This is a genomic window from Niastella soli (assembly GCF_017742245.1).
GTDB lineage: Bacteria > Bacteroidota > Bacteroidia > Chitinophagales > Chitinophagaceae > Niastella > Niastella soli.
On sequence record NZ_JAGHKO010000011.1, the window covers coordinates 433,478 to 448,716 of the forward strand.

Consider the following 15,239-nt stretch of genomic DNA (forward strand, 5'->3'; position numbering starts at 1 on the left):
AGTTTTTGCCATTTCCGGTACTTATTATAAAAGTCACCGCATAATGGCTCAATCAAACGCCAGAAAAAAATTTATCCGGCTTATACAGAAATTTCTGGCAGGCAAAACCTCGCCCGAAGAAGAACAATTCATCGAAGCTTATTATGAAAGTTTTGATACAGCCAGCGAGCAATCGCCATTGCAGTCAGACGATGAAAAGGAATTGTTAGCACAGGAAATGAAAACCGCCATCTGGCAGCAGATAGAAGAAAGAGAACGATCTCATCCTGTTATTCCTATCAATAAACACAGCTGGCGTCGTATTGCCGTGGCCGCTTCAATAGTGGTGCTGGCCTCTATCCCCGTATATTATTTTATTATTCATAAACCCGCACCCCAGGTAATTGCAAAGGTTCAACAGCAAACATCGGTGGTGCAGGATGCGTTGCCTGGCGGTAATAAAGCCACCCTCACATTGGCAGACGGAACAGTGATCGATCTTGACAAGGCTGCCAATGGCACAATTGCAAATGAAGGGGAAACAAAAGTCAAGAAACGATCAGACGGTCAGCTCGAATATAAAGAGATCCTGAGCGAAGTCGAAGGGGTTGCTCAAAACTCTGAGCGTAGTCGAAGGGCTGTTTATAATACATTAACAACCCCCGCCGGTGGTCAATATTATTTAGAGTTACCCGATGGCAGTAAGGTTTGGTTGAATGCTGCTTCTTCTATTAGGTATCCCACTGTATTTAACAGTAATGAGCGATTGGTGCAGCTGTCGGGTGAAGCCTATTTTGAAATAAAGAAAAACCACGATAAACCTTTCCGGGTACATTTTACTGCTCCTATAGCTGGCGGCGGAGCACGGGAGGGACTTATTGAAGTGCTGGGAACACACTTCAATGTGAATGCCTATGGCGATGAGGCTATGATCAAAACAACGTTGCTGGAAGGACAGATCAGGGAATGGGCCAACCCCAATGACGTGCATCGGCCGGAACGCTCCGTTGTACTTAAACCCGGCCAGCAGGCGCAAATAAAGAACACTGCAATTGGAAGTGACCACATTCGGGTTATTAATGATGCGGACACAGAGGGTGCCATAGCCTGGAAAAATGGCATATTTTATTTTGATAACGTAGACATACAGGCGATCATGCGGCAACTGGCTCGCTGGTACAACGTGCAGGTGGTCTTCAAGGGCAAGGTCCCTACACGCCGCTTCGCCGGACAGGTTTCACGCAGTATGAATCTGTCACAGGTGCTGAAGATACTAGAGTTGAGTAAGGTGCATTTTTCTATTGAGGGAGAGGTGGTTACTGTGTTGCCTTAAGGGCAAAAGGCAGAAGGCAGAGGGCAGAGGGCAAACGGCAATAGGCAATGGCCTCGTCGCGGCCAGGTCCTTCGCTGCGCTCAGGGCCTGCAATTTTTCAAAGAAGCAACACCATAAACTGAAACATATGGATCCTTGAAAAACCACCCTTGCTGTTTACCCAATAAAAAGCCGGAAACATTGGCGTGTTCCCGGCCGAAGATTGGGGTCAACAGGTAACAATTATTTCGTAACTGCTAAACATTAACCAAAGGAAAGCGCTTCCGATTTGAGAGCAGGAGCTCTTTCCGCAATCAACGCAAAACTATGTCTTTGAAGGTTTATTGCCAAGCACCTTCTCCCCAACGGGAGCGGAGGGTGAAACAATTACTATTTAAAACCGCGTGCTGTATGAAATTTAGCGCTGTTTTTTTACTGGTTGCCTGCCTGCAGGTACATGCTGTTGGGTTCTCCCAGAAACTAAGTTTGTCGCGCCGTGAGATGTCGCTGGAACAGGTGTTCAAAGAGATCAAAAAACAAACCGGCTACTTGTTTTTCTATGACCTGGAATGGTTGCAAAAAGCAAAACCCGTAACGATCGATGTGAAAGATGCACCATTGAAAGAGGTGCTCGACCAGTGTCTTGCTGGTCAACCTTTAACTTATAGCATAGTAGATAAAACTATTGTGCTGAGTTTAAAAGAAGAATCCAAACGGCCAATAGTGAAAGCTGTTGTGATGGGCGAATTGCATGGTCATGTATACAATGGCATGACCAAAGAGCCAATAGAAGGCGTTACAGTAACAGTACGCGGTCAGTCACGCGGCGGCCGCACCAATGCCAAAGGTGAATTTACCCTCAGGAATATGGAACCCGGGATGGTGCTGGTGTTTTCATACGTTGGTTTTATAACGTATGAAGTGAAAGTGGTGGATGTAGACAAAGAAATGAATGTAACCCTGCAAATAGATTCAAAAGGCCTGGAGAACGTAGTGGTGATCGGCTATGGTACGGTAAAAAAGAAAGACCTTACCGGCTCCGTGTCTCAGGTAAGTATGGAAGATCTTACAAAAGCGCCGGTCCGTTCATTTGAAGAAGCGCTGGCTGGCAGAATGCCGGGTGTTGTTGTTTCTTCTACTGAAGGACAACCTGGGGCTGCCACCAATATCATTATCCGCGGAAATAATTCTATTACGCAGGATAATTCTCCCTTGTATGTGATCGACGGATTTCCTATTGAGAACCCCGACAACAACATCCTCAATCCAAATGATATTGAATCGATCGATGTACTGAAAGACGCCTCCGCTACCGCGATCTATGGCGCCAGAGGCGCTAATGGCGTTATTATTATCACTACTAAAAAAGGGAAAGATGGTCCGCCTGTAGTGCGGTACAGTGGCTACTATGGAATACAGCAAAATCTTAAGACCATTCCCCTGATGAGCCCGTATGAATTTGTAAAGCTGCAACAGGAGATCGGATTCTCTGACGTTAACGCTACTTATCTGGCCAATGGAGTAACCCCCGAGGATTACAAAGATGTGGAAGCGGTTGACTGGCAAAAGAAACTGTATCGTGATGCATATATGATGGACCATAGCGTATCGGTGACCGGCGGTTCGGCTAAAACAAGGTACGGTGCATCCGGAGAAGTGTTTGATCAGGATGGGATCGTAGCAGGGTCCAACTTCAAACGCTATCAGGGTAAAGTAAGTATCGATCAAACATTCGATAAAGCCAAAGTAGGGGCGTATATCCTGTTTACCAATACCAAACGTACCGGGATGATCCCTTCAAGTCTGTCAGGTTCTTCCATGAACAACCTGTTGTACAGCGCCTGGGGGTATCGGCCTGCATCGCCACTTAACCCTTCGAAAGTAATAAATACCGATTATGAGCAGGAGTTAATGGATGATATGGTAAGCGAAGGCACTGATTACCGCATGAACCCTGTTGTTATTGCTGAGAATGAATACCGGTTAAAGAACATCAATAATTTTATTGCCAATGCCTATGCCGAGTATTCCATTTTTAAAAATCTGAAACTTAAGGTAACGGGTGGTATTAACAGGAACATGCAGCGAAGCGATGCATTCAATAACCGGTATACCCGTACGGGTCACCCCGGCACTATTTATGGAATAAATGGTTCTGTCAGTTATTTTGAGACTACCAACTGGCTGAATGAAAATACCCTCAGTTTTGATAAGCGCTTTAATGCCAATCACAAAATAAATGCAGTGGTAGGGGTAACGCTGCAGGGCAACCGGTATGAATTTAACGGGATGGCCGCCAATCTGCTGCCCTATGAATCATTGGGCTTGTCGGGGTTGGGTTACGGCGCCATTCAGCCTGTGTATCCCGAATTGTCGGAATGGTCGCTGGTGTCGGGTTTGTCGCGTATAAACTATGCATTCAAAGACCGCTATCTGTTCACTGCTTCTTTCCGGGCAGATGGTAGTTCCAAATTCAGACCTGACCATCAGTGGAGCTTCTTCCCCTCGGGTGCAGTTGCCTGGAAGCTGATCAATGAGCCTTTCATGAAAGACATTTCCTTTCTGTCTGATGCCAAGATCAGGGCCAGCTGGGGTATCACCGGAAACAACCGGGTAAGCGAATATGCTACGTATGCAAAAGTTGATTTTCCCGCCGCCGCCTATTATACTTTTAACAACAATCTGCAACAGGGAGCAGTGCTGGCCAATATGGCGAACGAAGACCTGAAATGGGAAAACACTGCCCAGACAGATGTAGGAGTGGATGTTGGCCTGTTGAATCAACGGCTATCCATTACACTTGATTATTATAAGAAAACAACCAACAACCTGTTGTTGAATGCGGCGCTGCCACCCACAACCGGTTATCCCACTGCTTTTAAAAATGTAGGCAAAACCAGCAATGAAGGTTTTGAGATAGGCATTGCCTCGAATAATATCACGAACCAGGATTTTTCCTGGAACACTACCTTCAATATTTCTTTCAATAGAAGTAAAGTGCTGGCGCTGGCGCAAAATCAGGAGAGTATGACCTCTGTGATCAACTGGGACCAATGGTATGCTACCGTTCCCTTGTATATAGCGAAGCTGGGTCAGCCATTGGGACAGATATATGGTTATATCAGCGATGGCGTATACCAGTATGATGATTTTGACAAGCTGGCCAATGGGAATTACATTTTAAAGGACAATGTTCCTGCTAATGGGAATACCCGCGCCGCCATACAACCCGGCGATGCAAAATACCGTGATCTGAATAATGATAAAGTGCTGAACGAAAACGACCGTACGGTGATCGGTCAGGGTTTGCCCCGTCATATTGGTGGGCTTAGCAATAATTTCAAATATCGTGGGTTCGATCTGAACATCTTCTTCCAGTGGTCATATGGTAATGATATTATCAATGCCAACCGGTTGAATTTTGAAACAGGTAATAAAGCCTATTTAAATCAGTTCCAAAGCTTCCAGGCCCGCTGGACGCCGGAAAATACCAATACTACCATGCCGCGTGCGGGTGGACAGTATGGTTATGTATATTCAACCCGCATCATTGAGGATGGTTCTTACCTAAGGTTCAAAACCGCAGCATTGGGTTATACGTTATCGTCGAAATTATTGCGAAATGCAAAGATCAAAAGCTGCCGCTTTTATGTCTCGGCGCAAAACCTGTATACCTGGACACATTACACCGGTTCAGACCCCGAAGTGTCGATCGGTTATTCAGCCCTTACACCCGGGTTTGATTATTCTTCTTATCCAAGGGCCAGAACGGTTACACTGGGTGTGAACCTGGGACTGTAATTAAATAGTCATTTCAAAGCAAACCAATTGTTCAGATCATTAACGACAATCATATGAAACGAAGAATTTTTTTACTGGGTCTGCTGGCAGTTATGATAGTAGTAGCAGGCAGTTGCAAAAAATTCCTGGAGAAGAAGCCGCATTTTCTGGAACCGAATAATTATTATTCCAATGAGGCAGAAGTAAAATCTGCGCTGGCTGGTATATATGATATAATATCTAATGAAAGCATGTGGGGTGGACAGATCCCAATCCGGCACAACGCTACCACAGATGAATCGTTTTTTTCGTATACCACTTTCACCTCCGGGCCGTTCCGCTATAATTATGATGCTTCAGATACCTATGTTGGTAGCCTCTGGCGCAACCTGTATACCGGTATTGAAAGGGCCAATTCACTGCTGGCCAATATGGACCAGGCCGAAATGAAAGAAGATGCAAAAAGAGTAACACGTGGTGAAGCCCTGTTCCTGCGGGCATTCTTTTATTTTACGCTGGTGCAGTATTATGGCGATGTGCCGTTAAAGCTGGACCCTTCTTATTCTGTAGATGTGGTAGACATTGCCCGTACGCCAACCAAAGAAGTGTATGCACAGATCGTGGCCGATATGAAGGAAGCTGAGTCCCTTGTAAAAACAGCTGCGCAGATCGGTAATTCCGGTGAAATATCCAAATCAACGATCAGAGGTATTTTGGCACGGGTATTTCTTACCATGGCCGGAGCCCCCCTGCATGATACAGAGAAATTCAAGGATGCACGCGAATGGGCATTAAAAGTGAAAGAATCAGGTGAACATGCGTTGAACGCAGAATACAAACAGATCTTCATCAATGAGGTGCAGGATATAGAAGATTATAAAGAGTGCATCTGGGAGGCGGAATGTTATGGTACTAATAAAGACCCTTATCGCGAAGGCGGCCGTATCGGCAATGAGAACGGGGTGTATTGCAGAGCGGACGCAGATATATTAGACTCTGTTGGGTATGCATATGGATTTAACAGCACCACCCAGAAACTGTATTATTTATATGCCCCCAATGATGTACGCCGCGACTGGGCCATTTCAACCTACAGCATGAATACACTTGGAGTTAAAACCAATTTGGCTGCCTCAAATATTTATGGCCGTAATACGAACAAGTGGCGTCGGGAGTATGAATTGATCTTCCCCAAGAATAAAAACTATACTTCAACCAATTTTCCCATCCTGCGGTATGCCGACGTGTTATTGATGCTGGCCGAAGCAGAGAACGAAGTTACGGGTGCTACGCCGCTGGCGCATGAAGCCCTTAACCTGGTACGCAAAAGGGCAGGTTTGGCAGATACCACTATTGCCTCGCAAGATGGTTTTCGCGATGAGATCCGCGATGAGCGGGCCCGTGAATTATGCTTTGAGGGACTGCGCAAACCCGATCTGATCCGTTGGGGCATATTTGTAGAGACGATGCAGGTGGTGGCGGATGAGTTTAAAGCAAAAGGCGGTACTACTTATGCCTATGCTGCCGTAAATGCGGCCAATGTTTCTCAACGGCATTTGTTATACCCTATTCCTTTAAGTGAAATGTCATTGAATAAAAAAATGGTGCAGAATCCTTATTGGTAATCTTGTGAGTTGTGAGTTGTCAGTTGTGAGTAAGCTCGCCGCGGTTCAAGATCTCTTATTAATCTCAATTATCGCGAGGCATTCACCATTCACCATTCAATATTAAGCAGTCTCTAAAATATTAACATGCAAAAATATTTCATCATAGCAGTGCTCATCGTGTTTGGTGCAGCCTGTAATAAGAAAACGGTGGAGGCAACGGGCTTTACGGTAACCACCGATAAAGACAGCTATGTCCTTGCCGACACGATACGATTTTCATTTACCGGGAATCCTTATTATCTGACCTTTTATTCGGGCGAACCTTATCATAAGTATGAATACATTGACCGGGTAACAGCGCCGGGCGTTCCGCAATTGCAGTTCACTACTGCAATAACTACCGGAACACCAAAGAACACCTTGCAATTATTGGTGTCTACCGATTTTTCGGGAGTGTACGATTCAGCAAATATTTACCAGGCCACCTGGACGGATATTACTATTACCAGCAAGGTAAAGCTGGCTACCAGCACTACTACCGTTGCCTCTGGCGTTATCGATCTGTCGCAATTTGTTACCGATGATCATCCGGTATATGTTGCGTTTAAATTTACCGGAGCGGCTAACAAAGCCCAGGGACAATGGACCGTTAAATCTGTGGCGCTGGCCAATGTGCTGGCAGACAGTACCAGCCATTCGTTGTTAGGAATAGCCGAGTCTACAGCCGGTTTTAAGGCTGTACCCATGAAAGCACCCGGAGTGGCCTGGACGATCTCTACTTCCCAATTGCAGATAAAAGGTGGCACTACCACCAGCAGTCCGGAAGCTGAAGGCTGGGTTATTTCAAAGCCCTTGAACTTACGCAAAGTGTTACCTGATACCGGTACGCCTTTGAAGAACATGACCACGACATTGTCGTCGTTTTTATATACCTATGATGTGCCGGGCACTTACAATGCAACATTTGTTGCTGCCAACATTAACCGGTACGATGAAAAAGGCGATATAAAGGAAGTTTCGATAACCGTTCAATAATGTAGTGCGATCCCTGCACATCTTCCGTACTTTCTATGCGTTTATCAAGAACTTTTTCGAGGCAGTTGGCCTGGGAAAAGTTCTTGTTTTTGCACTACATTTAGGATACTACAATTTGCCTTTGCACAGGGAACAATAAGTATCGCCGCTCTGATCAACCGTCTGGATCCGTTCATTGGCGTCATTCATAATGCATTTGGGGGTGGGGCAGTGCGGCAGACCCTGATTATGCCCTAACTCATGAATAACTATGGTGCGAAGCCGGTGTTTGAAACATGGGATATTGCTTGTTTGCAGGCGATGATCACTGATCACCGATGAGCGACCGGGTTGGTAGCCCAGGCCAAAGATGCCCCATACTGCATAGCTGGCCGCAGGTCCTTTAATGTGCCCATTCTCTTTTACAGTAGTGAAAATGTCTTTATGAGTAAGACCTACTATTTTCGTGATGGAGTCAGGCGCATTATCCGCCAGCCATTTGATGAGGGTATCTGCCGAGTAACGTTCACCCTTCGATCTATTGATAAAAGAGACCGGCATGTCTTTTCCTTTTAAAATAACTACCGGGACCTTGAAGAATGCGTGTAACTCCTTTTGTATAAATTGCAATTGACCAGGGGCGTACTGTCCGATGGGTTGCAGTCCAATGATGTGGTGCTGGTTAGGTTTTATGGGGCTGGTACAATGGGTGATAAGGAAAGCGAAGAGTATCGGGATAACCAGACGGATGAGGTTATATTGCATTGGTTGGAGAATGGTTTTTGAGGTTTGACTCAAATGTAATTCAACAATTATTAATTAATTGAAAAATCTAATGTTGGCTACTCTTGTAAGCGAGGCTTTATACTACCTTGTCGGGGTTTTAATATTATAACTTACGAAGCCAATAACTAAAAACACCTTATACATTGAACAAACTGTTTTTATCCCTGTCATTATTTATTACCACACTGGCGTACTCGCAACCTGCTCAATATACCGTTGCAAACGCCCATTCGCACAACGATTATGAACAGCCTGTTCCCCTGTTAACTGCCTATAATGAAGCCTTCGGTTCAATAGAAGCGGATATCTTCTGGCACAATGGCGAATTACTGGTGGCGCATAGCAAGGATGAACTGGCATTGCACAGAACGCTGGAAAATATGTATCTGAAACCGCTGCAATCTTTTATAGAAAAGAACAAAGGCCATATTTATGCAGATGGCGCCCGCCGCCTGCAATTCATGATCGATATAAAAACAGATAGTGTAACTACCCTGAACAAACTGGTAGAACTGTTGCAAAAATACCCGGTGCTTACAACATGTTCAACATTACAGATCGCGATCAGTGGCAACCGGCCCGATGTATCGGCTTATGCTTCTTATCCGGCCTTTATCTGGTTCGATGGGGAGTTGCAAAAGGAATATCCGGCCGAGGCATTTTCGCGTGTAGTGATGTTAAGCGCCGATCTGAAACGCTATACCATGTGGAATGGAAAAGGCATCATCCCTTCATCACAATGGTATATCTTACATAAACTGGTCAATCAGGCGCATGCACTGAATAAACCGGTGCGTTTTTGGGGCGCGCCTGATAATAAAGCCGCCTGGCGCCAATTGATGAAACTGGGAGTGGACTATATAAACACTGACAGTATCAAGGCATTATCTGGTTTTTTAGGGAATCTGAAACAGTAAATTTTCAGCAGGTCCCCACAGTTGTTTGTCTGTTCGGTTGAAATGATTACTTTCGGATTGTTCCGGTAATTACTGCTACACCAACTTTAAACTGACATGCAACAACAAAAACGATTCCTGGCCCTCGATGTGTTCAGGGGCATGACCATTTGCTTCATGATCATTGTAAATACCTCGCCTGATGGGGCCCATACCTATGCGCCGCTGCTGCATGCCCAATGGCATGGTTTTACGCCCACCGACCTGGTTTTTCCATCCTTTCTATTTGCAGTAGGTAATGCGTTGAGCTTTGTGATGCCTAAATGGGAGCATGCTTCTACTGCTTCCGTACTTGCAAAAATTTTCAAACGAACATTACTCATTTTTATACTGGGTTACCTGATGTACTGGTTCCCCTTTGTGCGGTTGGATAAAGCAACGGGTGAATATGCTTTTTATCCATTTGAGAAAACGCGCGTTTTTGGCGTTTTACAACGGATAGCGCTGGCGTATTGTTTTGCCTCCTTAATGATCTACTTTTTTAAATTTCGAACTGCGGCTATTATTACCGGGGTCATCCTGTTGTTGTACTGGCCGGTGTTGTATTTCTTTGGCGATGCCGCTGATCCCCTGTCGTTGCATGGCAATGCCGTTTTAAAGCTCGATCTGTGGCTGCTTGGTCCAGATCACCTGTATCATGGTGAAGGGGTGCCTTTTGATCCGGAGGGGCTTTTAAGCACGTTTCCGGCTATTGGTAACGTAGTGGCCGGCTTTTGGGTGGGTAAGTTCCTGCAACAAAAAGGTGGTACCTATGAGGCGCTTACCAAATTGATGCTGGCGGGTTTTGCTCTGTTGGTACTGGCCCATTTCTGGAATTATTCTTTTCCGGTCAATAAAAAACTTTGGACCAGCTCCTTTGTGTTACAAACCGTAGGGATCGATTGTCTTCTTATAGCTGCTATTGTTTATATAGCCGATATTCAGCAAAAAACTTCGTGGACACCTTTCTTTCAGGTATTTGGCAAGAACCCATTGTTCATATATCTGTTGTCGGAAGTGCTGGTTATTTTATGGAATGTTTTCCGGTTACCATCTGGTACAACCGTCTTCAAATGGTTATATGATAACATATTTATTTACCTGGCTTCGCCCTATTTCGGGGCCTTTGTGCAAGCGGTTTTGTATATGCTGCTTTGCTGGGCAGTGGGGTATTGGATGGATAAGAAGAAGATCTATGTGAGGGTGTAGGGGGCAATGAGCAATACCAGGACCTGTAAGAGCCTGCCCGCCTTTGGCGGATTCGCCATTTGAGCTTGTAATTTTAGTGAGTTTATGCGATCCTGACAGGTCTGGTTTTATCGGCAGACGGCAGACGGCAGACGGCAAACGGCAGACGGCAAACGGCAGACGGCAAACGGCAGACGGCAAACGGCAGTGCCAAGACCTGTAAGGTTCGCCATTTGAGCTTGCAATTTTAGTGGGTTTATGCGATCCTGACAGGTCTGGTTTTATCGGCAGTCGGCAGTCGGCAATGGAATACAAGAGTATGCTCCACGCTGCGCGTGTCGCTCACCACTCACCATTCACGTGCTCACCTGCGGCTCTGCAAACTGATTGCTGGTATTTCCTGATCAACTGATCAACTAGTCAATCCCGTTCTCTCCATAAACTCATTGGTAAATACTTTCTGCGTAACATCATCCAACAGTTTATGTCTGGCGGTAAGCCATTTGTTTATGGCGGCATCGCCATACATGTGGCGGAGACGTGCTTCAGTTAGATTAAAATTGATCTTGCCCCAATGTAAGGTATAGGGAAGATCGATTGCTTCAAAGCGGTCCCACACGGAGCTAAAGAACTTACGGCTGGAGGCCGATTCAACACCATCCATTTCCAGTACACAGGTCTTCTCGAATTTGGTAAAGCCTAACGTAGCTTTGGTGCCTTTTACAAAGCGAAGTGCCATGGCGCCGGCAAATGGTGTTTTCTTATTCAGGGCTACGATCTCTTCAATGGCACGGCTGGCATTGGCCGTGTCAATGGCAATGGCTGCGCTGGCTGCCTGGCCCCGGAATTTGGTGTTGGTAAAGATCTCGCCAATAGTACCTGTAGCCTGTTCATTGGCCGCAAATGCCAGGGGAAATAGTTTAGTGACCAATGGTGGTACCAGTTTTTGGGTGACCTTCTTACCGATATTGTCGAGAACGGTTTGTATCAATCCCAGCAATTCATCGCCATATTGAAACTTACCGGCGGGTAGGGTGGGTTTGTCGTAATTGGTTCGATATGGCGATTTATACATTGCTTTCAGGTATAGCCCCTGATCTGCATCATCGATGGCAAAACGATGGGGATTCACGAGCACTTCAAAATGATATAAACTACGGCCAGGGCTTTCGGGCGGGAAGGGGAGAAAATCATTGAGTGCTTCAAACTTCCATTCATTGATGGCTTGTTTCAATTTATCGTTATAAGGGATGTTGGCGGAGGTGTATTTTTCCAGCAGGTAAATAGGTTCGGTTTCCAGCAACACGCCATGAATAAAACCAAAACTGCCAAAGCTTACTACGGCAGCATTGAACAGATCGTCATCGCGAAACACTTCGGCCCCCAGCCAGTCAGTAAATGCCGGTGATGCCATAGGGTAGGTTGCCCGTTCGAGCCACACATGACGGTTGGGGCCGGTGACAATATGTAAACCGACAATAGCGTCATGTACGGCGCCTACTTTAAATCCGGCCCCATGGGTGCCGGTAGCAGTGGCGCCTGCAATGGTTTGTCCGTTGCTGGCGCCGGAGGCACGTAAGCTGCGCATCCAGCCATTTTCTTCTTCCAGTTCCTTGTTCATTTGCAAAATGCTCATGCCGCATTGGGTAAAAATAACGTCCTGTGCGGTTTTACCAGTGGCTAGGTATTGAGGTGATAAAAAGCTGTTACCAATACTAAAGAAGGTGCGCAACTCACGGGTATCAACCAGTCCGCCATTACAAACGGCCACATCGCTAAAACTCCAGCCATTGCCAAGCGCCCGCAAGCGACAATTGTTGTCAATAGCATGTTGTATCAACCATTGAAAATTTTTAGTAGTAGCCTGGTAATTCTTTTCTTGTTGGGAGAAGTCGAAAGGCAGCCGCAGGTTAAAGCTGGCATCTTTTGTTAATGTAACCGTGAAGTTCTGATGACCGTTTTGCCAATCGGTAATAGGGAGGGCTAGTATACCTTCTGGAAGTGCCATGTTTTTGAGTTGATAGGTTGATAAGTTGACGAGTTAATCAGTTGATCAGGAATACCCCGCCTTGCGGGGTTGATGAGGGTTGATCAGTTGATGAGATGATCAGGAATACAAGTTGATAAGGTTTTTTCTTTCATCTATCCGACTATTTTATTGCCTGGTCAATCGGTCAACTGATCAACTTTTATCCTAATTGCCCAGGTGGCCGGGTTGCAGGTTGGGCGGGGCGCAACACCAGGACACTTTCTGGGGAATTACAATGCCCAGCGTAATAACTGTTAATAGCACATGTGCTGGTGTTGATTTTACAACTACTTTATTGAGGTGATTGTTCCGTTTGTCGCATTGTGGCCTGATGTCTTTCGACTGGATCAGTCCCCAGCAATAATGCCAAACGGTAGTGTCTTTGTTGATGTTGGCCGCATCAGCGCAATCGTATTCGGTGATTATTTTGGTGCTGCTGCAACTGGAAAAAATGCAGGTTGTTGCAGGTAATAAGACAATAAGAAAAACTGACAGTGTTTTGGTGAATATGGCAGGCAATTGCATATGATTTGTTTATTAGTGTGCGGGTAGGAGAGTGGGGGCCGGTAAAGTAAGCTCAAATCTAGGGCTTTGTAACGGGGATAAAAATACCATTAACCAGTTAACAAAATTTAATGATGATCGTCAAATTATTCATTAATTACAAAACGGTATCAAACAGTGCGTTATCATTTCCGTAGAGAAATGTGTGAAAATTATGACGACTACTTTTGTATAGTTGTATATCAAAATGCGTTTACTTTACAGGTCCGGGACAACTGCTCGTAAAACAAATTAGAAACGATTGTTCAACCCCAGGTAACCCTGTTCTAACCCAGTCACAACAATAAATAGATCGGTATGCAAACGCTCTCTCCCCGAAAATATGTGCAAACAAAGGCACGCACATTACCTGTGATTAAATGTATGGTGAATAAGGACTGGGAAGAAAGCCAGATCGCAAACGTATCGGTGATGCGGAAACATACGAACGGGAATGTTACTATTGGTCTGTATCGGGTTGATCTATTGTGTCTGGGGGTAAAAGATACTGTATTTTTTTTCAATACATCGGAAAATGATTTTTTTGAGGAATACCAACATGAGCTCGCAGATTTCAAGGAAATAGATTATGCGCTTGCACACAACATCATCTATGCCGGTCATGATTTTGCGCTTGAGTTTGATATTCATCCCCATCACAACTTTGAAATTACCCGTTTTATACTGGAAGAAGACAATAATGCAGTGCCGGTGATCGATGTGCCTTTGGGTACTGACGGTTTGCCACATTTGATTGTAGAAAGAACTGGTCAGTTTGCAGATATTCTCGCCAAGCTGAAACAATATGCCGGCGAAGGGAACTATTATTATACCGTCGAGGAGCCTGGGGTGCCGCCCCGGTTACGGGAGGAAGACGATGCATCCAGCCTGCAGATAGATAACATTCCACCCGGTGAGGTGAGTTTGAGCAATGTCCAGAATATTCGTTCAGATGATATGTTGAATACCGAAAAGGTACAACAGCGGTCGGTGCTGGAGCAGATCACTATTCATGCAGAACTGCTCACCCGTTTACTACCACCCGAAATAAATACCGTTACACCGCAGGAAGAAGCGATGTGGCATGAGATGTGGGAAGAAATTGGCCATGGTTCCTCAGCACCCAACAATATACAGGAAGAACATTTTGAGGAACACCTCGCCGTGGTAAAACAAACGGATGAGTTGGCCGATCTGCTGGACCGCAACAATGAACAACAAATGCAGAAGTTTGAACGCAGTATGGCGGCGCTGGCTAACAACTATGCGCATAATCCGCTTGTGTTACAAACCATATATGAGCAGGGAGTGTTGCTCGATCTTCCCTCCTTGTGTGAAGCGGCTAAAAAACATGCGGTCAAAATGTATAAATATTATCCGGTGTTGAACTTTAGCCTGGCGTTGGGCGCCCTGATACAATCGGAACATGATGGCCGGTTTGAACAGGTCTATGCTCATCAGGATATTCGCGAGGCTGTACCTGGTTATGAACAGTATCATTCCTCAGAAGTGATCAATTTCTGGTTAACGAGGTTATGGATAAGTCTGGAGCAGAAGGATATTAAACGTTCTGTACAATATTATTTTATGCTGGTTGATGGTAAGGCCACCGGCTGGTTACTGTTACCTGTTTTGGAGAAATATGTTGAGGTGTTGTATAGGTTTAATAAGGCGTTGAAGGATCTGGAAGGGGATGATGCGTCTTAGGTAGCAGGTTGATCAGTTCAAAATAAATCACTTTTTCTCAATGTGATCCATGTAATAAAAACCGCTCCTTATTTACGAAAATTCCTATTATAATATTACCTGTGTCATATAAACGAACAATGTACACTATTGATCATTCTCCATTGACGATAAGTTAATAATAGATTAACTTTTTGTATACTCATAACCTGTATATTTGCCATACAATAATAACGACAGCAGCTCGTTTAATAACAATACTTGCCCTATCATACTACATACATTGTCTGATTTACTCCTTGCCAATTTCTTGCCACTGATAATTGTCTCTTGCCAGAACATTTCGACTTTCCGCCAAAGGCGCATACGCGTCTCAGGAA

The 15,239-nt window shown here is 45.1% G+C and carries 10 protein-coding genes; 7 read left to right on the forward strand and 3 right to left on the reverse strand.

Annotated features, from left to right (window positions below; translation table 11 throughout):
- Nucleotides 1-43 precede the first annotated feature (43 nt).
- The 4 genes from J7I42_RS27765 (at nt 44) to J7I42_RS27780 (ending at nt 7,713) form a co-directional block, all read left to right on the forward strand.
- A complete protein-coding gene (locus J7I42_RS27765; protein ID WP_209142356.1) occupies nt 44-1,312 on the forward strand; it encodes a FecR family protein in 1,269 nt (422 codons plus the stop codon).
- Nucleotides 1,313-1,702: 390 nt separating this feature from the next.
- A complete protein-coding gene (locus J7I42_RS27770; RefSeq protein ID WP_209142358.1) occupies nt 1,703-5,092 on the forward strand; it encodes a TonB-dependent receptor in 3,390 nt (1,129 codons plus the stop codon).
- 53 nt (nt 5,093-5,145) lie between these two features.
- Nucleotides 5,146-6,696 (forward strand): RagB/SusD family nutrient uptake outer membrane protein, encoded by a 1,551-nt coding sequence (locus J7I42_RS27775; RefSeq protein ID WP_209142360.1) that lies wholly within the window; start codon nt 5,146-5,148, stop codon nt 6,694-6,696.
- Nucleotides 6,697-6,822: 126 nt separating this feature from the next.
- A complete protein-coding gene (locus J7I42_RS27780) occupies nt 6,823-7,713 on the forward strand; it encodes a DUF5017 domain-containing protein (protein ID WP_209142362.1) in 891 nt (296 codons plus the stop codon).
- Nucleotides 7,714-7,821: 108 nt separating this feature from the next.
- Here the strand turns inward: J7I42_RS27780 and J7I42_RS27785 are convergent, their stop codons facing one another.
- Nucleotides 7,822-8,457, reverse strand: coding sequence for a matrixin family metalloprotease (locus J7I42_RS27785; RefSeq protein WP_209142364.1), 636 nt, complete (start codon nt 8,455-8,457; stop codon nt 7,822-7,824).
- 164 nt (nt 8,458-8,621) lie between these two features.
- Here J7I42_RS27785 and J7I42_RS27790 point away from each other — a divergent pair, with 164 nt between their 5' ends.
- A complete protein-coding gene (locus tag J7I42_RS27790) occupies nt 8,622-9,395 on the forward strand; it encodes a phosphatidylinositol-specific phospholipase C/glycerophosphodiester phosphodiesterase family protein (RefSeq protein ID WP_209142366.1) in 774 nt (257 codons plus the stop codon).
- A 96-nt stretch (nt 9,396-9,491) separates the two neighbouring features.
- Entirely contained in the window at nt 9,492-10,622 is a 1,131-nt protein-coding gene (locus tag J7I42_RS27795) for an acyltransferase family protein (protein WP_209142368.1), read from the forward strand.
- A 391-nt stretch (nt 10,623-11,013) separates the two neighbouring features.
- On the opposite strand, the gene J7I42_RS27800 is transcribed toward J7I42_RS27795, so the two are convergent.
- Nucleotides 11,014-12,609, reverse strand: coding sequence for an FAD-binding protein (locus J7I42_RS27800; RefSeq protein WP_209142370.1), 1,596 nt, complete (start codon nt 12,607-12,609; stop codon nt 11,014-11,016).
- 186 nt (nt 12,610-12,795) lie between these two features.
- Nucleotides 12,796-13,155: a hypothetical protein gene (locus tag J7I42_RS27805; RefSeq protein ID WP_209142372.1), complete on the reverse strand. Its 360-nt coding sequence runs from the start codon at nt 13,153-13,155 to the stop codon at nt 12,796-12,798.
- A gap of 336 nt (nt 13,156-13,491) precedes the next feature.
- On the opposite strand from J7I42_RS27805, the gene J7I42_RS27810 reads away from it, so the two are divergent.
- Nucleotides 13,492-14,880: a hypothetical protein gene (locus J7I42_RS27810; RefSeq protein ID WP_209142374.1), complete on the forward strand. Its 1,389-nt coding sequence runs from the start codon at nt 13,492-13,494 to the stop codon at nt 14,878-14,880.
- Nucleotides 14,881-15,239: the final 359 nt, after the last annotated feature.